Here is a 20822-nt window from a genome sequence, read left to right as displayed (position 1 = left end):
GATGCGGACCACTCCCGCGGTTCTGGACCGGATCGCGCGTGAGCTGCCCGACCACCCCGCGGTCGTGACCACCGCCGGCGGAGCCGGCAATCCAGCCGTGGCAGGCGAATCCGGCAATCCGGCCGCAGCCCGGACTCTCACCTACGCCGAACTGCGCGCCGAGGTCCGGCAGGCCGCCGCGGCCCTGATCGACCTGGGCATCGAACCGGGCGACCGGGTGGCGATCTGGTCGCCGAACACCTGGCACTGGGTGGTCGCGTGCCTGGCCATCCACCACGCCGGCGGCGTCCTGGTCCCGCTGAACACGCGCTACACCGCCAGCGAGGCCGAAGACATCCTGGTGCGTACCGCGGCGCCCCTGCTGTTCGCCTCCGGGGAGTTCCTCGGCGCGGACAAGGCCGCTTCGGTCGACCGTGCCGCGGTGCCCGCGTTACGACACGTGGTGCGGATCCCGATCGAGAAGAGCGACGGGACCTGGGACGAGTTCATGAGCAGGGGCGCCAACCTGGATGCGGTCGACGAACGTGTCGCGGCTGTCACCGGCGACGACGTCTCCGACATCCTGTTCACCTCCGGCACCACCGGCCGCAGCAAGGGTGTGCGCTGCGCGCACCGCCAGTCGCTCGACGCGTCCGCGGCGTGGGCCGCGTGCGGACAGGTCACCAGCGACGACCGCTACCTGTGCATCAACCCGTTCTTCCACAACTTCGGCTACAAGGCGGGCATCCTGGCCTGCCTGCAGACCGGTGCCACGCTGTTCCCCGAGCTGACGTTCGACCCCGAGAACGCGATGCGGGCCGTCCAGGAGCACGGCATCACCGTGCTGCCCGGTCCCCCGACGATCTATCAGACGCTGCTCGACCACCCGAAGCGCGGCGACTACGACCTGAGCTCGCTGCGCTTCGCGGTCACCGGTGCGGCCACCATTCCCGTCGTGCTGATCGAGCGGATGCAGAGCGAACTCGACATCGACATCGTGCTGACGGCGTACGGACTGACCGAGGCCGCGGGATTCGGCACGATGTGCCGCGCCGACGACGACGCGGTGACGGTCGCGACCACGTCCGGCCGCCCGATCGCCGACTTCGAGCTGCGGATCGGCGAGCAAAGCGAGGTGCTGTTGCGTGGCCCCAACGTGATGCTGGGCTATCTCGACGACCCGGAAGCCACCGCCGCGGCGATCGACGCCGACGGGTGGCTGCACACCGGTGACGTCGGCGAGCTCGACGACGCCGGGAATCTCAAGATCACCGACCGCCTGAAGGACATGTACATCTGCGGCGGGTTCAACGTGTATCCCGCCGAGATCGAGCAGGTGCTGGCCCGCCTGGACGGTGTTGCCGAAGCAGCGGTGATCGGCGTTCCCGACGAGCGGCTCGGTGAGGTCGGCAAGGCATTCGTGGTCACACTCCCCAGCGCCGAGCTCGACGAGAAGACGGTAATCGATTACGCGCGAGAGCATCTCGCGAACTTCAAGACCCCGCGGACCGTCGAATTCCTCGACGCGCTGCCGCGCAACCCAGGCGGCAAGGTGGTCAAGCCACTTCTGCGCCAACACAGTGAGAGGGCCTGAATTGGACCTGACCTTCGACGACGCCACGTCCGAGTTCCGGGCCGAGGTACGTGATTTCCTCGCCGCGAACAAGAGCGCGTTCCCGACCAAGTCCTATGACACCGCAGAAGGGTTCGAACAGCACCGCCGTTGGGACAAGGTGCTTTTCGACGCCGGGCTGTCGGTGATCACGTGGCCCGAGAAGTACGGCGGCCGTGATGCGTCGCTGCTGCAGTGGATCGTGTACGAGGAGGAGTACTTCCGCGCCGGCGCCCCGGGCCGGGCCAGCGCCAACGGCACCTCGATGCTGGCGCCGACACTGTTCGCGCACGGTACCGAGGAACAGCTGGACCGCATCCTGCCGAAGATGGCCAGCGGCGAGGAGATCTGGGCGCAGGCATGGTCGGAGCCGGAGTCCGGCAGCGATTTGGCCTCGCTGCGTTCGACGGCGACCAGGACCGACGGCGGCTGGCTGCTCAACGGGCAGAAGATCTGGAGTTCGCGGGCGGTGTTCGGCGAGCGGGCGTTCGGGTTGTTCCGCTCGGATCCGGAAGCACAGCGCCACAAGGGGCTTACGTACTTCATGTTCGACCTGAAGGCCAAGGGGGTCACGGTCCGCCCCATCGCTCAGCTCGGCGGCGACACCGGCTTCGGCGAAATCTTCCTCGACGACGTCTTCGTGCCCGATCAGGACGTGATCGGTGGCGTGCACGACGGGTGGCGCGCGGCGATGAGCACCTCGAGCAACGAGCGCGGCATGTCGCTGCGCAGCCCGGCCCGTTTCCTCGCTCCTGCCGAACGCCTTGTCGCGCAATGGAAGGACAATCCCGACCCGGCGTTCACCGATCGGGTGGCCGACGCCTGGATCAAGGCCCAGGCCTACCGGCTGCACACGTTCGGCACCGTCACCCGGGTGAGCAACGGCGGTGAACTGGGCGCGGAATCGTCGATCACCAAGGTGTTCTGGTCCGAGCTCGACGTCGCCCTGCACCAGACCGCGCTGGATCTGCGCGGCGCAGACGGTGAGCTGACCGATTCGGTGACCGAGGGTCTACTGTTCGCGCTCGGCGGGCCGATCTATGCCGGGACCAACGAGATCCAACGCAACATCATCGCCGAGCGGCTCCTGGGCCTGCCCCGAAAGTAGACGAACGTGAACTTTGAGATCGACGAACAGCAGCGGGATTTCGCCGCGAGCATCGACGCCGCACTGGGTGCTGCGGACGTGCCCGCCGCGGTGCGGGCGTGGGATGAGGGCGACACCGCCCCCGGCCGCAAGGTGTGGTCACAGCTTGCCGACCTCGGCGTGACCGCGCTGATGGTGCCCGAGAAGTTCGACGGCATCGAAGCCCACCCGGTGGACCTGGTGGTGGCGCTGGAGCGACTGGGCCGGTGGAACGTGCCGGGTCCGGTCGCCGAATCCGTCGCGGTGGCTCCGGTGCTGCTGGCCGACGATGATCGCAGCGCCGCGCTGGCCGCCGGAGAGCTGATCGCCACCGTCGCCGCACCGCCGCTGGTCCCCCGAGCCGTGAACGCGGACACCGCAGGCTTGATCCTGCTCGCCGAGGACGGCTCAGTCAGCAATGCATCGGCAGGCGCCGAACACGAGTCGGTGGATCCGAGCCGGAAGTTGTTCGAGGTCAGTGCCTCCGGTGACCGGAAGGCCGCCGATGTGGCGCGCGCGTTCGAATTCGGCGCGCTGGCGACCTCGGCCCTGCTCGTCGGCGCGGCGCAGGCGATGCTGGACGCGTCGGTGGAGTACGCCAAGCAGCGCAGCCAGTTCGGCACGGTGATCGGCACCTATCAGGCCATCAAGCACAAGCTGGCCGACGTGTTGATCGCGGTCGAGCTGGCCCGGCCGCTCGTCTACGGCGCGGCGCTGTCGCTCGCCGACGGTTCGACGGACACCGGGCGCGACGTCAGCGCGGCCAAGGTGGCCGCTGCCGACGCCGCCCTGCTGGCGGCGCGTTCCTCGTTGCAGACCCACGGGGCGATCGGCTTCACCCAGGAACACGACCTGTCGCTGCTGCTGCTGCGGGTGCAGGCGCTGCGCCCCGCCTGGGGCGACCCGACATGGCACCGGCGGCGAGTGTTGGAGGCACTGACCAAATGAGCGAAGAACGGGACCTGTTACGCGACACCGTCGCCGCGCTCGTCGACAAGCATGCCTCGCCGGAGGCGGTGCGCACGGCCGCGGCCTCCGAGCGGGGCTACGACGAGGCGCTGTGGAAGATGCTGTGCGAGCAGGTGGGTGCCGCCGCACTGGTGGTGCCCGAGGAACTCGGCGGAGCGGGCGGCGAATTGGGTGACGCCGCAGTCGTTCTCGAGGAACTGGGCAAGGGCCTGGTGCCGACGCCGCTGCTGGGCACCACACTCGCCGAGCTGGCACTGCTGTCCGTCGCAGAGCCCGACGCGGAAGCGCTGGCAGCGCTGGCTGAGGGTGCTGCCATCGGCACCGTCGTCTTCGATCCCGGCTACGTCGTGAACGGCAACGTCGCCGACGTCGTGATCGCCGCAGACGGCGACGCGCTGACGCGTTGGACCTCGTTCACCGCGACACCCGCCGTGGCGATGGACATCACCCGGCCGCTGGCCGCCGTCGAGGCCACCGAAACCTCGCCGTTGGGCGCCGATCCCGGCCTGGCCGACACCGCGGCAATCCTGCTGGCGGCCGAGCAGATCGGGGCCGCCACCCGCTGCCTCGAGCTGACGGTGCAGTACACCAAGGACCGCGTGCAGTTCGGCAGGCCGATCGGCAGCTTCCAGGCGCTCAAGCACCGGATGGCCGACCTCTACGTCGCCGTGCAGTCGGCCAAGGCCGTCGTCGACGAGGCGGTGGCGGAACCGACCGCGACATCGGCGGCGCTGGCCCGGCTGGCGGCCGGCGAGGCGTTCTCGAAGGTCGCGGCCGAGGCGGTGCAGATGCACGGCGGCATCGCGATCACCTGGGAGAGCGACATCCAGCTGTACTTCAAGCGGGCCCACGGCAGCGCCCAGCTCTTCGGGCCGCCGCGGGAACAGCTGCGCCGGCTCGAAGCGCAGGTGTTCTAGCCTGGCGGGATGACCGTCTCGCAGCGCTCGGGTATCCCACCGTTCTATGTGATGGACGTGTGGCTGGCCGCGGCCGAGCGCCAGCGCACCCACGGTGACCTGGTCAACCTCTCCGCCGGGCAGCCGAGCGCCGGCGCCCCGTCGGCGGTGCGCGACGCGGCCGTCGCGGCGCTGAACCGCAACGACCTCGGCTACACCGTCGCCCTGGGCATTCCGGAGCTGCGGGCGGCCATCGCCGGCTCGTACACGGCGCGTCACGGACTCACCGTCGATCCCGACGACGTCGTCGTGACAACGGGTTCGTCGGGCGGATTCCTGCTGACGTTCCTGGCATGCTTCGACCCCGGCGACCGCGTCGCGATCGCCAGCCCCGGCTACCCGTGTTACCGCAACATCCTGACCGCACTGGGCTGCGAGGTCGTCGAGCTGCCCTGCGGACCCGAGACCCGGTTCCAGCCGACGCTGCAGATGCTCACCGAGCTGGACCCGCCGGTGTCGGGCGTGATCGTCGCGAGCCCGGCGAACCCGAGCGGCACCGTCATCCCACCAGCGGAACTCGCCGCCATCGCGGCGTGGTGCGAATCCTCCGGAGTGCGGCTGATCAGCGACGAGGTCTACCACGGGCTGGTGTACCCGGGGGCACCCGCGACCAGCTGCGCATGGGAAACGTCGCGGGAAGCCGTTGTGGTGAACAGCTTTTCGAAATACTTCGCGATGACCGGGTGGCGGCTGGGGTGGCTGCTGGTGCCCGACGAACTCAAACGCGCAGTGGACCGTCTGACCGGCAACTTCACCATCTGCCCTCCCGCGCTGCCGCAGATCGCCGCCGTGTCCGCGTTCACCCCCGAATCCATCGCCGAGGCCGAGGCCCTGCTCCACGACTACGCCGCGAACCGGACACTGCTGCTCGACGGGCTGCGCGCGCTCGGTATCGACCGGCTGGCCCCGACCGACGGCGCGTTCTACGTGTACGCCGACGTGTCGCACCTGACCACCGATTCGCTGGCGTTCTGCTCGAAGCTGTTGGACGACACCGGCGTTGCGATCGCGCCGGGGGTCGACTTCGACACCGTCCGCGGTGGCGCGTTCGTGCGGCTGTCGTTCGCGGGCCCCGCCTCGGACCTCGAAGAGGCGCTGCGCCGCATCGGGGCATGGCTGGCCTGACGGAGCGGTCTACCCCAGCCCGGTCGACGACCGTCTGCGGCGGGAGATCGCGTCGACGCTCGCGGCAAGGAGCAGGACGCCGCCGGTAACCAGGAAGTTGATGTACGACGACTGATTGAGCAGTCCCAGCCCGTTGGCGATGGTCGCGACCACCACACCGCCGATCACCGCGTCGATGGCACGGCCCTTGCCGCCGAACAGGCTCGTGCCGCCGATGACCGCCGCACCGACCGCGTAGAGCAGTGTGTTCCCCGCGCCCGACGACGCCGACACCTTGCCCGCGTACGACGCGGCGATGATTCCGCTCAACGCCGCCAGCGACGAGCAGACCACGAAAACCGACACCCGGATGCGGTCCACCGAGATACCGGCGCGGCGCGCGGCCTCGGCGTTGCCGCCGACGGCGTAGATGTGCCTGCCGTAGGAGGTGCGCCTGAGCACGACGGTCATCGCGATCAGCAGCACCAGGATCAGCGGCAGCACATACGGAATGCCGCGGATGTCCGCGACGGCGCTGACGCTGCGGTTGACACTCATCACGTACGTCACGCCGAGCACCACCGCGGCCACGGCGGCCACCCGCGCGACGACGACGCCGAGCGGTGAGTGCGACAACCGCAGGGCGATCTTGCGCCGATGCTGGTGCAACTCCAGACCGGCGAACCCGACCACCACCACCGCCGCGATCGCCCAGCCGGCGGCGACGGGCAGGTTGCTGATGGTCAGACCCCGGATCACCGGATCGTCGACACGCACGGAGCCGCCCTCGCCGATGAGCTTGAGCGTGACTCCCTGCAAACCGAGGAAGAACGCGAGAGTGACGACGAACGACGGAATCCCGAGCTTGGCGCGCAGCAACCCGATGGCAAGGCCGATGAGTGCGCCGCAGGCGATTCCGACCAACAGCGCCGCCCACCACGGCCAACTCAGGTTGACGACGATCAGCGCCGTCGCGCACGCCGACACCCCGCCGGCCACCCCCGCGGACAGGTCGATGTCGCCGAGCAGCAGCACGAACACCAGACCCATCGCCAGCACACAGATCGACCCGGCCTGGGTGATGAGGTTGGCCAGGTTCAGCGCCGACAGGAAGCGGTCGTTGGCCAGGCCGAACACCACGAACAACACGACGAGACCGAGAACAGCAGGCAGCGAGCCCATGTCGCCGCCGCGCACACGCTGCAGGTAGCCGCGAACCGCGGCGCCGAATGTCTCGTCGGCGCGGGTGTCACCGGAGAAGTCAGCGTCTGCCAGGCTGACATCGGAATCGGAACGGACAGTGGTCACTTCGAGATCCTCACCTGTGTCTCGGGAATGCACGGCCGGGTTCACATCGACTCGGCGGCCTGCGCGGGCGCCAGACCGAGACTGCCCGAGCGGCCGGCGGTGATGAGTTCGACCACCTGGCCGTGCGAGACTTCGGAGGCCTTGACCTCGGCGGCCACCCTGCCGAGGTACAACGCGCAGATCCGGTCGGCGACCTCGAACACGTCGTTCATGTTGTGCGAGATCAGCACGACACCCACGCCACGCTCGGCGAGTCCGCGCACCAGCTCGATCACCTGACGTGTCTGGGCGACACCGAGGGCGGCGGTCGGCTCGTCGAGCAGAACCACCTTCGAGTTCCACAGCACCGATTTCGCGATCGCCACGGTCTGGCGCTGTCCGCCGGACAGACTGGACACCGGCTGGCGCACCGATTTCACCGTCCGCACCGACAGCGAGGTCAGCGCCTCACGGGCCATCGTCTCCATCCGCGCCTCGTCGAGCATCCCGCGGCGCTTGAGTTCCCTTCCCAGGAACATGTTTTCGACGATGTCGAGGTTGTCGCACAGCGCCAGATCCTGGTAAACGACCTCGACTCCGAGGGCCGACACGTCGTTGGGGCTGTGCACCGTCACCGGTTTGCCCTCGAACAGGTAGGTGCCGGTGTCGATGGGATGGATGCCGGCGATCGCCTTGACCAGGGTGGATTTACCCGCACCGTTGTCGCCGACCAGTGCCGTCACCTGGCCGGGGTAGACGCAGAAGTCCACGTCGTGGAGGACGTGCACGACACCGAAACTCTTGTTGACGCCCCGCAATTCGAGGATCGGCGGTTGGGTGTCCATCAGACTCCCGCGGCTGAGCACGCCTCGGCGAACTGGCCGGAGCACACTTCGTCCTTGGACTGTCCACCGTCGTCGAACACCACGTTGATGTTGTCCTTGGTGATCGACTTCGGTGTCAACAGCACCGACGGCACGTCGCGTCCGCCGGTGTCGTCACGCGAGGTGCTGGTGGTCTGGGGCTGCTCCCCGTTGGCGAGCGCGATCGCAACTTCGGCGAGCGCATTGGCCTCTTCGGTGGCCGACTTGTACACCGTCATGCACTGTGTTCCTGCCAGGATGTTCTGCAGACCCTCGACCGTCGCGTCCTGCCCGGTCACCGGAACCTGGCCGGCGCGCTTGTTCTTCTCCAGGATCGAGATGACCGAACCGGCGAGGCCGTCGTTGGCGGCGTACACCCCGTCCACCCGGCCGTCCGCCGCGGTGTAGAGCTGCTCGAAGATCGTCACGGCCTTGTCGTTGTCCCAGTCGGGGACCGCCTGCTCACCGACGATCGTGATCGACGGCGTCGCGTCGACGACCGAGTGCGCGCCCGAGCTGAACAGCGTCGCATTGTTGTCGGTGGGAGAACCGTTGAGGAACACCACATTCGCCGGTCTGCCGCCGAGACAGTCGACGAGACCCTGCCCCTGGAGTTCACCGACGACGTTGTTGTCGAACGAGACGTAGACATCGGCGGAGCCACCTAGCGTCAGCCGGTCGTAATCGATGGTCTTGACGCCCTGAGAGGCCGCCTTCTGCTGGATCGAGGCACCGCTGTCGGAGTCGAGGTTGACGATGGCCAGCACCGTGACACCGTCGGCGATCATGCCGTCGGCGATGGTGGCCATCGTGTCAGCCGATCCTTCGGCATTCTGGATGGTGTAGTCCACGCCGGCGTTCTGGAACGCCGCCTCCAGCGCGGGCCGGTCCTTGGTCTCCCAGCGCACCGACGACTTGGTGTCGGGCAGGATGACACCGACCTTGCCGCTTCGCGCTTCGGTCGACCCCGAGTCCGAGTTGGATCCGCACGCTGTCAAGGTCAGGCCGACCCCGACGACTGCGGTGAAGAGCAGGCTGCTGGTTCGCTTCACGAGGATCCTTCCGAGTGGGTGGCAGACGGTATTTGTTGCGTGTTGAGACGTATGGCGTGGTACAGGTCTTCGGTCCGCATCGTCACCGCGCCCCCATCAGGTGCTCGACGGCCAACTGGTGCAGAGCCACGAAGCCGCAACCCTTTCCACCGAAATAGGCGCCGGTGTCGAATTCCTCGTAGGCGGACCGGTCGTTCAGCAGGTCGGCGTAGGTCTCCCCGGCCGCCAGCGTCGGCTTACGCAGTTCGGCCACCTTGGCGGCAGCCATCGCCTCACGCACGTCGGGATCGGCGCGGAAGGCCGCAGCGCGCTGCCGCAGCAGCAGATACATCCGCATGTTGGCCGCGGCCGACGCCCATACCCCTTCGGCGTCCTCGGTGCGACTCGGCTTGTAGTCGAAATGCCGAGGGCCGTCATAGGCCGGACCACCGTCGGGTCCACCGTGCTCGAGTAGATCCACCAGCGAGAAGGCGTTGACCAGGTCTCCGTGCCCGAACACCAGGTCCTGGTCGAACTTGATACCGCGCTGCCCGTTCAGGTCGATGTGGAAAAGCTTGCCGCTGTACAGGGCTTGGGCGATGCCGTGCGTGAAGTTCAACCCGGACATCTGCTCGTGCCCGGTCTCGGGGTTGACCCCGACCATCTCCGGATGGGCAAGGGTCTCGATGAACGCGAGAGCGTGACCGACCGTCGGCAGCAGGATGTCACCCCGGGGTTCGTTGGGTTTCGGCTCGATCGCAAAGCGGATTCCGCTGCCCTGGTCGATCACGTACTGGCACAGCACATCCAGCGCCTCGCGATAGCGTTCCAGCGCCGCCTGCACGTCTTTGGCCGAGTCGTATTCGCCGCCCTCACGGCCGCCCCACATCACGAAGGTCTGGGCACCGAGTTCGGCGGCCAGATCGAGGTTGCGCAGCACCTTGCGCAGCGCGAAGCGACGCACCGCGCGGTCGTTGCTGGTGAAGCCGCCGTCCTTGAAGACCGGTTGAGTGAACAGGTTGGTGGTCACCATCGGAACGACCAGACCGTTGGCGCTCAACGCGGAGGTCAGCCGATCGATGGCCCGCCGGCGCTCGCCATCGGAGCTGCCGAACGCGAAGAGGTCGTCGTCGTGGAACGTCAAGCCGTAGGCGCCCAGTGCGGCCAGCCGATCCACGGCCTCGATGGCGTCGAGCGCCGGACGGGTGGCGACGCCGAACGGGTCGACGCCGGGCCATCCGACCGTCCATAGGCCGAACGAGAACTTGTCCTCGCGTCTCGGGCTCAGGGCGTCGGGAACGGGGCGGCTGGACTCCAGCACGGTCATCGGATACTCCAAGTGGCAACGAGATATGGTTTTGTTCTCTGTGCGAACATAAGATGTGGCCTGCGACACTGTCAAGGCCGAAATCGAGGGGAATGGTGCGCTGGTGAGGGCGACGCAAGGCAACCGGACGCCACGCGTGGGCACCAGCACCGACGACGTGCGGCGGCGCAATCTGTCCAGCGTGCTGACGATGGTGCACCGTCGCCGGGCGGTCAGCCGAGCCGAGTTGACCCGCCACACCGGCCTGTCGCGATCCACCACGAAGGACCTCGTCGAGGAGCTGGTGGCCCGGGGCCTGGTCGACGAGTCGCCCGCGCCCTCGGCGTCGCAGGTCGGACGCCCGAGTCCGATTGTGCGCCCGGGTGATCGCGTGCTCGCCGTGGCGGTCACCCCGGAGGTCGACGCGGTCACGGTGGGACTCGTGTCGATGGGCGGCACGGTGCGTGAGGTCATCCGCCGACCCACCGCTCGGGTGCCGACCCCGGCCGACACCGTGACCATCGCAGCCGACGCGATCTGCGACATCCAGCGCACCCTGCGGGACGGGCAGACGGTGACCGCCGTAGGCGTCGCGGTACCGGGACTGGTGCACGGTCGGGAGTCGGCGGTACAGCTGGCCCCGAACCTGGACTGGCATGACGTCGAGATCGGTCAGATGCTCAGTGCCGCGACAGAGTTACCCGTGTTCGCCGGCAACGACGCCAACGCCGGAGCGGTCGCCGAACACCGGTTCGGCAACCATCACAACGCCGAGCACCTGATCTACGTCAACGGCGGCCCGAGCGGCATCGGCGCCGGGTTCGTGGTCGCAGGCGGGCTCCTGGAGGGTGTCGCAGGCTACGCCGGCGAGCTCGGACACACCTTCGTGGGCGGCGGCGAACAGTGCCACTGCGGCAGTGTCGGCTGCCTGGAGACCGAGGTCACCCAGGCTCCTTTGACCAGCCTGCTGTCCGAATTGGACGGCGCGGCAACAAGACACCCGAGCAGCACCGAGCGCGACGTACTCGCCCGGCAGTCCCGCGCGCTGGCGATCGCGCTCGGCAACGCAGTCAACATGCTCAACCCGGGACTCATCGTGCTCGGCGGCTTCCTCCGGGTGTTCCCGACCTTCGCCGCCCCGATGTTGCGCGACGAACTGGCGCGCCGCTGCATGGCCGCGCCGCGCGCCCTGGTGCGAGTCGTGCCTGCGACCCTCGGCGCCGACACGCTGGTCATCGGTGCGGCCGAACTGGCGTTTGCACCCGTACTGGCCGATCCCGGGAGGTACTGACATGACACTCGTGGCCGGAGTCGACTCGTCTACCCAGTCGTGCAAGGTCGTGGTCTGCGACTCCGCCACCGGACAGGTGGTGCGTTCGGCGTCGTCACCACACCCGGACGGCACCGAGATCCACCCGGACCGGTGGTGGGAAGCGCTGCAACGCACTATCGAAGCGGTGGGCGGATTCGACGACGTCGCCGCCGTCTCGGTCGGAGCGCAGCAGCACGGCATGATCTGCCTCGACTCTGCCGGGCAGGTGGTTCGTGATGCCCTGCTGTGGAACGACACCCGCTCCGCGGAGGCCGCCGAGCAGCTCGTCGACGAGTTGGGCGGCCCCGCGGCCTGGGCCGAGCGCATCGGCGTGGTACCGGTGGCGGCGGTCACCGCGGCGAAGCTGCGCTGGCTGGCCGACCATGAGCCGGTCCATGCCGATGCCACCGCGGCGGTGTGCCTTCCCCACGACTGGCTGACGTGGCGCCTGAGCGGGTCCACGGACATCGCCGACCTGTGCACCGACCGCAGCGATGCCAGCGGGACCGGCTACTACTCGGCCGAAACCGACGGCTACCAGTACGATCTGCTCGCACTCGCCCTGCGGGGCCGGATTCCCTTGGCGCCCAGGGTGCTCGGTCCGCGGGAGTCCGCGGGCGCCACCCCGCACGGCGCCGCGCTGGGACCCGGGGCGGGCGACAACGCGGCTGCCGCACTGGGATTGGGCGCCGCGTCCGGCGACTGCGTGGTCTCGCTGGGGACCTCGGGGGTGGTGAGCGCCGTGGGACGGGCCGCACCGCACGACCCGGAGGGCATCGTCGCCGGTTTCGCCGACGCAACCGGACACCAGTTGCCGTTGGTGTGCACCCTCAACGGCGCCCCGGTGCTCGCCACCGTCGCGGAGATGCTGCAGGTGGATTTCGACGAGTTCGACCGGCTCGCGTTGTCGGCACCCGCGGGCGCCGACGGGCTGGTCCTGGTCCCGTACTTCGCGGGGGAACGTTCGCCCAACCTGCCACTGGCGGCCGGAGCGCTACACGGGATGACGATGCGAAACCTACACCCCGCCAACATCGCCCGCGCAGCGGTGGAGGGACTGCTCAGCTCGATGGCCTTCTGCATCGACAAGATCGGCGATCAGGGAGTTGCCGCCGAACGCATCATCCTCGTGGGCGGCGCCTCACGGTCCGAAGCGGTTCGGCGGATCGCGCCCGCCGTGCTGGGCGCGACCGTGTATGTCCCGACGCCTGCCGAGTACGTCGCGCTGGGCGCGGCCCGCCAGGCGGCCTGGGTGCTCTCGGGTCAGGACACACCGCCGCCATGGTCGGTCGGGGAGCCTGCGCGCTACGACGCCGACGCGACGCCGCAGGTGCTCGAGCGGTACCGCGCCGCGGCATCCCTGACGTTGCGGTAGCCGTTTCTGTGGGGGGTGCGGCTCCAGTTTTGTCGGAGGCCGCGGCTCCGGTTTGTCGGCGCCAGGCGTTGGACCTGTAGCCGTTTTGTCGGGGGCGCGGTGTAGCGTCGGGTTTATGTTCGAAAGTTTGTTCGATATCGATGTGGGGGCGTCGCAGGCCGAGCTGCGGGCTGCGGTGGAGCGGTGCGAGCGGCTGAAATCTCAGGCCGCGGCCGCCCAAGCGCGCGCGACCGCGCTGTGGGCGGCCAAACGGCATGCGGCCGAGCAGGCTCGTGGTGTGCCTGCCGCCCGACGTGGCAAGGGGTTGGCGTCGGAGGTGGCGTTGGCCCGCCACGACGCCCCGGTGCTGGGCAACCGACACCTGGGATTCGCCAAGGCCCTGGTGCAGGAGATGCCGCACACCCTGGCCGCGCTGGAGAGTGGGGCGCTGTCGGAGTGGCGGGCCACCCTGATCGTGCGGGAATCGGCCTGTCTGTCGGTGCAGCACCGGCGGGCGTTGGACGCCGAACTGTGCGGGGACGTCACCAAAATGGAGGGGTGGGGCAACAAACGGGTGGAGGCCGAGGCCAAGACGATCGCGGCCCGCCTCGACGCCGCCGCGGTCGTCGAGCGCTCTGAAAAGGCCGCCGCCGATTGTGCGGTGACGTGCCGGCCGGCGCCGAACAACATGGTCTATGTCACGCTGCGGTTGCCGCTGACCCGCGGGGTCGGGATCTACGCCGCCTGTAAACGGGCCGCCGACACCACCTTCGACGGGCGCCCGCGCGGGCAGGTGATGACCGACACCGTCTATGAACGGGTCACCGGGCGGCCGGCGGACACGCCGGTGCCGGTGGCGTTGAACCTGGTGATGGCCGACACCACGCTGGCCGGTGATGATGACGAACTGGGCTGGCTCGACGGCTACGGCCCGGTCCCGGCCGGGTTCTGCCGGGCGCTGATCGGGAACGCGGTCGCCGACGCCGACGCCGACGCCGACGCCGACGCCGACGCCGAGGCTGAGGCTGAGGTCAAGGCCACGCTGCGGCGGCTGTACCGGCACCCAACGAGTGGGCAGTTGGTGGCGATGGAGTCGCGGGCCCGGATCTTCCCGAAAGGGCTGGGCATGCTGTTGCAGCGTCGGGATCGCACCTGCCGCACCCCGTACTGTGACGCGCCGATCCGCCACCACGACCACGCCACCCCCGACCGCCAGGGCGGGCCGACCAGCGCCCTCAACGGCCTGGGTGAGTGCGAGGCCTGCAACTACGCCAAAGAAGCCCCCGGCTGGACGGTCACCACCAGCGACGTCGACGGCGCACACACCGCCGACTTCGAAACCCCCACCGGCGCGGTCTACCGCTCCACCGCACCACCCCTGCCCGGACCACCCGTCCGACGCAGACTCAGCCTGCTCGAAGGCCGACTCAGCATCGACCTCGTCACCTTCGACGCCGCCTGAGGAACCGCCGTCGTCAACTTCGACGCCGCCTGACGTACCAGTCGAGCAGTGCAGGGTCGTCGACGGCGCTGCGCTCGACTACCTTCGCCGGATCTCCGCCCTGGAACAGCTTTTTGATCGGCACCTCGAGCTTCTTGCCGGTGCGGGTGTGTGGGACTCCTGGCGCGCGAATGATCTCGTCGGGCACGTGGCGCGGCGACACCTCGCTGCGGATGGTGTCGTTGATGCGCCCCCGCACCTCGTCGGTGAGTTCGACGCCGTCGGCGAGCACGACGAACAGCGGCATCCAGTAGCCACCGTCGGGTTGCTCGGCGCCGATCACCAGCGCCTCGGTGACCTCGGGCAGGCTCTCGACTGCCTGGTAGATGTCGGCACTGCCCATCCGGATGCCGTGGCGGTTCAACGTCGAATCGGAGCGGCCGTGCACGATGACGCTGCCGTGGTCGGTGATGGTGATCCAGTCGCCGTGCCGCCACACACCGGGAAACGTCTCGAAATAGGCGGAGCGGTAACGCTTTCCGTCCGGGTCGTTCCAGAAGCCCACGGGCATCGACGGCATCGGCTTGGTGATCACGAGTTCGCCGACCTCACCGCGCACCGGTTTGCCGGACTCGTCCCACGCGTCGAGCGCGACGCCGAGGTACGGGGCCGACAGCTCGCCGGGCCACACCGGGACGGTTCGCACACCGCCGATGAACGCCGACACCACATCGGTGCCCCCGCTGATCGAGGCGATCTGCACACCGACATGGTCACGCAGCCACAGCGACGACGACGGCGGAAGCGATGAGCCGGTGATCCCGACGGTCCGCAGCGCCGAAAGATCATGTGTGCGGCCGGGTTCGGCCTCGGCCTTGATGCAACCCAGCACATAGCCGGGGCTGGTGCCCAGCACGGTCGCACGAATCCGCGCAGCGATGCCCCACAAGGAGTCCGGCTGCGGCGCGTTGGGGCTGCCCTCGTAACAGACGATCGTCGCACCCACCAGAAGCCCGGCGACCTGGAAGTTCCACATCATCCAGCTGGGGCTGGTGTACCAGAAGAACGTGTCGTCGCGGCCGATGTCCGACTGCAGGGCCACGGCCTTGAGGTGTTCGAGCAACACACCGCCGTGGCCGTGCATGATGCCCTTGGGCAGGCCGGTGGTGCCTGACGAGAACAGGATCCACAGCGGATGCTCGAACGGCACCCGCACCGGGTCCAGTGCATTGTCGCTGCACTCGGCGAGGTCGTCGGTCGAGAACGTCGCCTGCAGTGTCGGCAGGCCGGCCGCCACGGCACGGACGTCGTCGCGTTTGTCGCGGTACTTTCCGCCGAACAGGTAGCCGTCGGCGGCCACCAGGGCTTTCGGCTCCAGCTGGCCGAGCCGGTCGAGTGCGGCCTTGGCCGAGTAGTCCTGCCCGCAGGCGCTCCAGACGGCGCCGACGGCGGCGGTCGCCAGGAACGCGATCACCGCCTCCGGGATGTTGGGCAGATAGCCGACCACCCGGTCGCCGGGCCCGATCCCGGCGGCCCGCAGCCGCTCGGCGAACGCCGCGGCCCGTCCGAGCAGTTCGGCCCACGACACCTCGCGGTCGGATCCGTCCTCGCTGACGTGGATGATCGCCGGCCGGTCGGTGCGCGCCTGCCGGACGACCTGGTCGACATAGTTCAGCGTGGCGCCCGGAAACCACCGGGCACCAGGCATTTCCGCACCATCGAGGACGTCGGCGCGCTCGCCGAGGTCGAAGTAGTCCCACAGCGCACCCCAGAACGCCTCGACGTCGTCGACCGACCACTGCCACAGCGCGTGGTAGTCCGCGAACGTCCTTCCGGTGCGTTCCTCGGCGAAGCGGGCGAACCGGGTGACCTGAGCCTCGGCGATGTCACGGTCGCTGGGCACCCATTGCGCCTCGATGGTGGTCACCGTCACCGCGCGCTCCATCCACCGTCCATGGTGTACGACGCCCCCGTGACCATGCCCGCAACGGGCGATGCCAGCCAAGCGGCCAATGCGCCAACCTCCTCCGGTTCCACGAGACGCTTCACTGCGCTCTCCTTGAGAAGGATGTCAGACAGCACCTGATCCTCACCGATGTTGTGCGTTCTGGCCTGATCGGCGATCTGTCTGGTCACCAGCGGAGTCCGGACGTAGCCGGGGTTGATGCAGTTGCTGGTGACGCCGTGGGGTCCGCCCTCGAGTGCCGTCACCTTGGACAATCCCTCCAACGCGTGCTTGGCGGTGACGTAGGCCGCCTTGTACGGCGAGGCGCGCAGCCCATGGATCGACGAGATGTTGATGACCCGACCGAATTCGTTGCGGTACATGTGCGGCACCGCCGCCCGGATCAACAGGAACGGCGCCTCCACCATCAACCTCATCATCGAGCGGAACTTCTCCGGCGGGAACTCGGCGATTTCGTGGATGCTCTGCACGCCGGCGTTGTTGACCAGGATGTCGGTCTCCAGCTGCAGGCCTTCCAGCGCCTCCACATCGAGAAGGTCCAGCGCCCAGGCCTTTCCACCGATCTCCTGCGCTACCGACTTGGCGCCGACGTCGTCGATGTCGGCGACCGTGACCGTCACTCCCTGCTCCGCCAGGGCCCGCGCGCACGCCGCACCGATCCCGCCGGCCCCGCCGGTCACCAGCGCGGTGCGACCACGAAGCCCACCCGGAGGCTCACTCATACGATGCCCGCTTTGGCCAGCTGTTCACGGTCGGCCACATCGAGCGAATGCAGGTCGATGCCGTTGGTCTCCCGGGTGAACCAGGCCGCGACGAGCGTGATCACCGCGGCACCGGCCAGATAGAGCGCGATCGGAACCCACGTGCCGAACCGGTCGAGCAGCCAGGTGGCGATGGCCGGCGCCAGCGATCCCGCGACGATCGAGGTCACCTGATAGCCAAGGGAGACACCGGAATACCGCATCCGGGTGGGGAACATCTCGGCCATGATCGCCGGCTGCGGCGCGTACATCAGCGCATGGATCATCAGGCCCAGGATGACCGCGCCCAGGATCAGCAGATAGTCGCCGGAGTTCATCATCGGGAACGCGAAGAACCCCCACGTGGCCGCCAGGATCGCACCGGCGATGTACACCGGTCGGCGCCCGAACCGGTCGGCGAGGCGCCCCACCTGCGGGACCACCAGGAAGTGCACCGCGTGCGCGGCCAGCAGCCACCACAGGATGTCGCTGGTGTCGGCGCCGACGTGCGTCTTGAGGTAGACGATCGAGAACGTGACGACGAGGTAGTACATGATGTTCTCCGCGAAACGCAGGCCCATCGCGGTGAAAACGCCACGGGGATAACGCTTCAAGACCTCGACCACGCCGTACGACACCGACTTGACCCGCTCGACCTCCTCCTGGGCGGCGACGAAGATCGGCGCGTCGGTCACCTTGGTGCGGATGTAGTACCCGACCAGCACCACCACCGCCGACAGCCAGAAGGCGACCCGCCAGCCCCAGGACAGGAACGCGTCGTTCGACAGGGTCCCGGTCAACACCAGAAGCACGACGGTGGCGAGCATGTTGCCGACCGGCACCGCCGCCTGCGGCCAGCTGGCCCAGAACCCGCGTTCCTTGTTCGGGCTGTGCTCCGCCACGAGCAGAACCGCTCCACCCCACTCGCCGCCGACCGCGAAGCCCTGCATGAACCGCAGGACGACGAGCAGGATCGGTGCCCACACTCCGATCTGCGCGTAGGTGGGCAGGCATCCCATCAGGAACGTGACCGCCCCGACCAGCAGGATCGCGAATTGCAGTAGCTTCTTGCGGCCGTACTTGTCGCCGAAATGGCCGAACACCACGCCGCCCAGCGGCCGCGCGACGAACCCGACCGCATAGGTCAGCAGCGCGGCGATCAGGCCGGCGGCCTCGCTGGTGCCTTCGGCGAAGAACACCTTGTTGAAGACCAGCGTCGCCGCGGTCGCGTAGAGGAAGAACTCGTACCATTCGACGACCGTGCCTGCCATCGAGGCGACGACGACCCGCTTCAGGCCGGTTGTGATCGAGGGCGGCCCGTCCGGCCGCGCGTCGTGTTGCGTGCTCATCGCACACCCCTCCTTTGTGATGCCCACCACAGACCTGTGTGAGTATTCATGCAGCTACCCCGTGCGGCAATGGCCAAAACTGCACCAGGCATCTGCAAAAATGCAGAGATGTCCTCGCCCGTCCGGCGCCCCAGCGCCGACGATCTCCTGGTTCTGCTGGCGGTCGGACGCACCGGCAGATACACCACGGCGGCCGACGAGCTCGGGCTCAACCACACCACGATCAGCCGCCGCATCGCTGCGCTGGAGCGCGCGATGGGCGGCCGCGTGCTGGCCCGCGTCGCGGGCGGCTGGGAGCTCACCGATCTCGGGCGCGAGGCGCTCGCGGCTGCCGAGGCCGTCGAGACCGCGGTGCGTTCTCTGGCCACCGACGCCGCCGGGCAGCGCGCGCTGGAAGGCGTGGTGCGGATCTCGGCCACCGACGGGTTCTCCGCCTACATCGCCGCGCCGGCCGCCGCGGCGGTGCAACGCAGACATCCCAAGGTGGCGGTCGAGATCGTGGCCACCACGCGCCGCGCCACCCAGCAGCGCTCGGGCCTGGACATCGAGGTGGTGGTGGGTGAGCCGAAGGTGCACCGGGCGAAGGCACTGCGGCTCGGCGACTACTGCCTCGGCCTCTACGCGTCCCGCGATTACCTGGCCGAACACGGCCACCCGACGAGTGTCGCTGATCTGCAACGGTTTCCGCTCGTGTACTTCATCGACGTGATGTTGCAGGTCGACGACCTCGACCTGGCGACCAGCTTCGCGCCTGCCATGCGGGAATCCGTGACGTCGACGAACGTGTTCGTCCACGTCGAGGCCACCCGGGCGGCGGCGGGGATAGGGCTGCTGCCCTGCTTCATGGCCGACCGCCACCCCGACCTGGAGCGGGTGTTGGCCGCGGCGGTCTCGATCCGGCTCACCTACTGGCTCGTCACCCGCGCCGAGACGCTGCGCCGCCCCGAGGTGGCGGCGGTCGTCGACGCGATCCGCGACCGCGTTCGTGAGCAGCACGACGTGCTGCTCGGAGCGGGCTAACGTCGACCCATGCCCTTCCTCGGCCACGAGCGCGGACGCGCCTACTACCGACACTGGGCGGCGGCCGAACCCGCGGCGGCCGTGGTCTTCCTGCACGGTTTCGGTGAGCACACCGGGCTCTACCACCGGTACGGGTTCGCGCTCAACGCGGCCGGGATCGACCTGTGGGCTGTCGACCAGTTCGGGCACGGGCTGACCCCCGGCGATCGCGGCGACTTCGGCACCATCGAGGACAGCTCGGCGCTGGCCGAACAGCTCACCGACCTCGTCGCGCGGCAGCACCCGGACCTGCCGCTGATCGCTCAGGGACATTCGTTCGGCGCGATCGTCACCCTGTTCCGGCTCCTCGACGGTGCCGCCCGCTACCGGGCCGCGGTCGTCTCCGGTGCCCCGCTGATCCCGATCCCGGACCTGCTCGACGCCGACACCTCGTTCGACCTCGATCCGGCATGGCTGTCCGCCGACCCGTTCTACGTGGATTCCCTGGAGAACGATCCGCTGGCATTCGTCGCCTCCGACAGCACGGCGCTGACCCGGGAACTGGACCGGGGCTGGGACCGGTTCGGCACCGACCTGCCGTCACTGTCGGTTCCGACGTTGGCCGTCCACGGCGTCAACGACCCCATCGCGCCGATCGGAGCGGTCCGCGCCTACGCCGAGCAGATCGAGGCATTGCAGCTGGTCGAGTTCGCAGGCGCCCGGCACGACGTCCTCAACGAGGTCCAGCACCGCGACGTCGCCGCCGCGATCATCGACTTCATCCACAGGAGTTACTAACAGTGTGGATGAATCACATCGGTGTCATTTCACCGAGCAGCAGTCGGGCGGCATCGCGCACCACACGGTCGCGGGGCCGTCCGGGATGCTCCGCCGCGATCAGGTGGTTCCCGATCACCAACGATAATGCGAGCATCGCCCTGGCCTCGACGTCGCCGGCATCGTCGGAGATCGTCGCGATGAGTTCACGCAGGTAGTCCATTCGGCGGTTGTCCACCCGGCGTAACCGTGCCGCCACCTCCACATCGCGCCGGGCCCAGTCCCGCACGGCGAGGTCGAGTGGCAGCAACTCCGCGGAGAACGTCAACATCCCGGCTCTGCGGACCTTGCTCCGCGCGTCACCACCCTCTGATTCCACCCGCGCCTGCGCCTCGTCGATGCTGCGCCGCTCCCAGGTGTCGAGCATCGCGTCGATGAGTTCGCGTCGGCCGCCGAACTGCCGGTAGAACCCGCCCCTGGTCACGCCGAGCCTCTGGGCCAGCACCTCGACCCGCACGGCATCCGGCCCGTCGGCGGCCAACAGCGCCAGCCCGGCCTCGATCCATGTGTCGCGTGTGGTCCGAACTGGTGGCGGCATTCTCGCTTCCGATCGTCGTCTGCCCTTGATCCCCCACCCTACGATAGATACAG

18 protein-coding genes are annotated in these 20822 nt (G+C 68.6%); 10 read left to right on the top strand and 8 right to left on the bottom strand.

Annotated elements, in window-relative coordinates:
• Window position 1 precedes the first annotated feature (1 nt).
• The 5 genes from fadD3 to BN976_RS26050 are packed head-to-tail and all read left to right on the top strand — an operon-like array spanning window position 2 to window position 5767.
• Complete coding sequence (gene fadD3 / locus BN976_RS26070; RefSeq protein ID WP_036375351.1) at window positions 2-1573, top strand: 3-((3aS,4S,7aS)-7a-methyl-1,5-dioxo-octahydro-1H-inden-4-yl)propanoate--CoA ligase FadD3; 1572 nt, start codon at window positions 2-4, stop codon at window positions 1571-1573.
• A 1-nt stretch (window position 1574) separates the two neighbouring features.
• Entirely contained in the window at window positions 1575-2699 is a 1125-nt protein-coding gene (locus BN976_RS26065; protein WP_011782428.1) for an acyl-CoA dehydrogenase family protein, read from the top strand.
• A gap of 6 nt (window positions 2700-2705) precedes the next feature.
• A complete protein-coding gene (locus tag BN976_RS26060) occupies window positions 2706-3665 on the top strand; it encodes an acyl-CoA dehydrogenase family protein (protein WP_036375348.1) in 960 nt (319 codons plus the stop codon).
• The gene (ipdE2, locus tag BN976_RS26055) at window positions 3662-4603 is read left to right on the top strand and encodes an acyl-CoA dehydrogenase IpdE2 (RefSeq protein ID WP_036375345.1); all 942 of its coding nucleotides are present in this window, start codon (window positions 3662-3664) and stop codon (window positions 4601-4603) included. The genes BN976_RS26060 and ipdE2 overlap by 4 nt, the downstream gene beginning before the upstream one ends.
• A 9-nt stretch (window positions 4604-4612) precedes the next feature.
• The gene (locus BN976_RS26050; RefSeq protein ID WP_036375342.1) at window positions 4613-5767 is read left to right on the top strand and encodes a pyridoxal phosphate-dependent aminotransferase; all 1155 of its coding nucleotides are present in this window, start codon (window positions 4613-4615) and stop codon (window positions 5765-5767) included.
• A 9-nt stretch (window positions 5768-5776) separates the two neighbouring features.
• Here the strand turns inward: BN976_RS26050 and BN976_RS26045 are convergent, their stop codons facing one another.
• The 4 genes from BN976_RS26045 to xylA all read right to left on the bottom strand — a co-directional run bounded on the left by BN976_RS26045 (window position 5777) and on the right by xylA (window position 10254).
• Window positions 5777-7054: a sugar ABC transporter permease gene (locus tag BN976_RS26045; RefSeq protein WP_036375572.1), complete on the bottom strand. Its 1278-nt coding sequence runs from the start codon at window positions 7052-7054 to the stop codon at window positions 5777-5779.
• 41 nt (window positions 7055-7095) lie between these two features.
• On the bottom strand, window positions 7096-7878 hold the full coding sequence (locus BN976_RS26040) for an ATP-binding cassette domain-containing protein (RefSeq protein ID WP_011782433.1): 783 nt from the start codon (window positions 7876-7878) through the stop codon (window positions 7096-7098).
• Complete coding sequence (locus BN976_RS26035; RefSeq protein ID WP_036375339.1) at window positions 7878-8948, bottom strand: sugar ABC transporter substrate-binding protein; 1071 nt, start codon at window positions 8946-8948, stop codon at window positions 7878-7880. Before BN976_RS26035 ends, BN976_RS26040 begins: the two co-directional genes overlap by 1 nt.
• Before the next feature lie 82 nt (window positions 8949-9030).
• Window positions 9031-10254, bottom strand: a complete 1224-nt coding sequence (xylA, locus tag BN976_RS26030; RefSeq protein WP_036375337.1) for a xylose isomerase — start codon at window positions 10252-10254, stop codon at window positions 9031-9033.
• A 55-nt stretch (window positions 10255-10309) separates the two neighbouring features.
• Here xylA and BN976_RS26025 point away from each other — a divergent pair, with 55 nt between their 5' ends.
• The 3 genes from BN976_RS26025 to BN976_RS26015 all read left to right on the top strand — a co-directional run bounded on the left by BN976_RS26025 (window position 10310) and on the right by BN976_RS26015 (window position 14361).
• Window positions 10310-11524, top strand: a complete 1215-nt coding sequence (locus BN976_RS26025; RefSeq protein WP_011782436.1) for an ROK family transcriptional regulator — start codon at window positions 10310-10312, stop codon at window positions 11522-11524.
• A 1-nt stretch (window position 11525) separates the two neighbouring features.
• Window positions 11526-12920, top strand: a complete 1395-nt coding sequence (locus tag BN976_RS26020; protein ID WP_036375334.1) for a xylulokinase — start codon at window positions 11526-11528, stop codon at window positions 12918-12920.
• Between the two features lie 115 nt (window positions 12921-13035).
• Window positions 13036-14361 (top strand): 13E12 repeat family protein, encoded by a 1326-nt coding sequence (locus BN976_RS26015; RefSeq protein WP_036375332.1) that lies wholly within the window; start codon window positions 13036-13038, stop codon window positions 14359-14361.
• Between the two features lie 13 nt (window positions 14362-14374).
• Here the strand turns inward: BN976_RS26015 and BN976_RS26010 are convergent, their stop codons facing one another.
• The 3 genes from BN976_RS26010 to BN976_RS26000 are packed head-to-tail and all read right to left on the bottom strand — an operon-like array spanning window position 14375 to window position 18395.
• A complete protein-coding gene (locus tag BN976_RS26010; protein ID WP_036375331.1) occupies window positions 14375-16285 on the bottom strand; it encodes an acetoacetate--CoA ligase in 1911 nt (636 codons plus the stop codon).
• The gene (locus tag BN976_RS26005; RefSeq protein ID WP_011782440.1) at window positions 16270-17028 is read right to left on the bottom strand and encodes a 3-hydroxybutyrate dehydrogenase; all 759 of its coding nucleotides are present in this window, start codon (window positions 17026-17028) and stop codon (window positions 16270-16272) included. The genes BN976_RS26010 and BN976_RS26005 overlap by 16 nt, the downstream gene beginning before the upstream one ends.
• On the bottom strand, window positions 17025-18395 hold the full coding sequence (locus tag BN976_RS26000; protein ID WP_036375328.1) for an MFS transporter: 1371 nt from the start codon (window positions 18393-18395) through the stop codon (window positions 17025-17027). The genes BN976_RS26005 and BN976_RS26000 overlap by 4 nt, the downstream gene beginning before the upstream one ends.
• 69 nt (window positions 18396-18464) lie before the next feature.
• Here BN976_RS26000 and BN976_RS25995 point away from each other — a divergent pair, with 69 nt between their 5' ends.
• Window positions 18465-19415: a LysR family transcriptional regulator gene (locus tag BN976_RS25995; RefSeq protein ID WP_051558564.1), complete on the top strand. Its 951-nt coding sequence runs from the start codon at window positions 18465-18467 to the stop codon at window positions 19413-19415.
• A gap of 9 nt (window positions 19416-19424) precedes the next feature.
• A complete protein-coding gene (locus tag BN976_RS25990) occupies window positions 19425-20192 on the top strand; it encodes an alpha/beta fold hydrolase (protein WP_036375322.1) in 768 nt (255 codons plus the stop codon).
• A 13-nt stretch (window positions 20193-20205) separates the two neighbouring features.
• Here BN976_RS25990 and BN976_RS25985 read toward each other — a convergent pair whose 3' ends face one another.
• Window positions 20206-20769, bottom strand: a complete 564-nt coding sequence (locus tag BN976_RS25985) for a TetR/AcrR family transcriptional regulator (RefSeq protein WP_036375320.1) — start codon at window positions 20767-20769, stop codon at window positions 20206-20208.
• Window positions 20770-20822 lie beyond the last annotated feature (53 nt).

Origin of the sequence: Mycolicibacterium austroafricanum (assembly GCF_000612725.1) — a bacterium.
Classification (GTDB): domain Bacteria; phylum Actinomycetota; class Actinomycetes; order Mycobacteriales; family Mycobacteriaceae; genus Mycobacterium; species Mycobacterium austroafricanum.
This window is presented reverse-complemented; position numbering and strand designations above follow the sequence as displayed.

What these genes read in the sequence shown, in the direction of transcription:
- fadD3 (WP_036375351.1), top strand. Translation starts at nt 2, where the DNA reads ATGCGGACCACTCCCGCGGTTCTGGACCGGATCGCGCGTGAGCTGCCC.
- ipdE2 (WP_036375345.1), top strand. Translation starts at nt 3,662, where the DNA reads ATGAGCGAAGAACGGGACCTGTTACGCGACACCGTCGCCGCGCTCGTC.
- BN976_RS26050 (WP_036375342.1), top strand. Translation starts at nt 4,613, where the DNA reads ATGACCGTCTCGCAGCGCTCGGGTATCCCACCGTTCTATGTGATGGAC.
- BN976_RS26040 (WP_011782433.1), bottom strand. Translation starts at nt 7,878, where the DNA reads ATGGACACCCAACCGCCGATCCTCGAATTGCGGGGCGTCAACAAGAGT.
- xylA (WP_036375337.1), bottom strand. Translation starts at nt 10,254, where the DNA reads ATGACCGTGCTGGAGTCCAGCCGCCCCGTTCCCGACGCCCTGAGCCCG.
- BN976_RS26020 (WP_036375334.1), top strand. Translation starts at nt 11,526, where the DNA reads ATGACACTCGTGGCCGGAGTCGACTCGTCTACCCAGTCGTGCAAGGTC.
- BN976_RS26015 (WP_036375332.1), top strand. Translation starts at nt 13,036, where the DNA reads ATGTTCGAAAGTTTGTTCGATATCGATGTGGGGGCGTCGCAGGCCGAG.
- BN976_RS26010 (WP_036375331.1), bottom strand. Translation starts at nt 16,285, where the DNA reads ATGGAGCGCGCGGTGACGGTGACCACCATCGAGGCGCAATGGGTGCCC.
- BN976_RS26005 (WP_011782440.1), bottom strand. Translation starts at nt 17,028, where the DNA reads ATGAGTGAGCCTCCGGGTGGGCTTCGTGGTCGCACCGCGCTGGTGACC.
- BN976_RS26000 (WP_036375328.1), bottom strand. Translation starts at nt 18,395, where the DNA reads ATGAGCACGCAACACGACGCGCGGCCGGACGGGCCGCCCTCGATCACA.
- BN976_RS25995 (WP_051558564.1), top strand. Translation starts at nt 18,465, where the DNA reads ATGGCCAAAACTGCACCAGGCATCTGCAAAAATGCAGAGATGTCCTCG.
- BN976_RS25990 (WP_036375322.1), top strand. Translation starts at nt 19,425, where the DNA reads ATGCCCTTCCTCGGCCACGAGCGCGGACGCGCCTACTACCGACACTGG.
- BN976_RS25985 (WP_036375320.1), bottom strand. Translation starts at nt 20,769, where the DNA reads ATGCCGCCACCAGTTCGGACCACACGCGACACATGGATCGAGGCCGGG.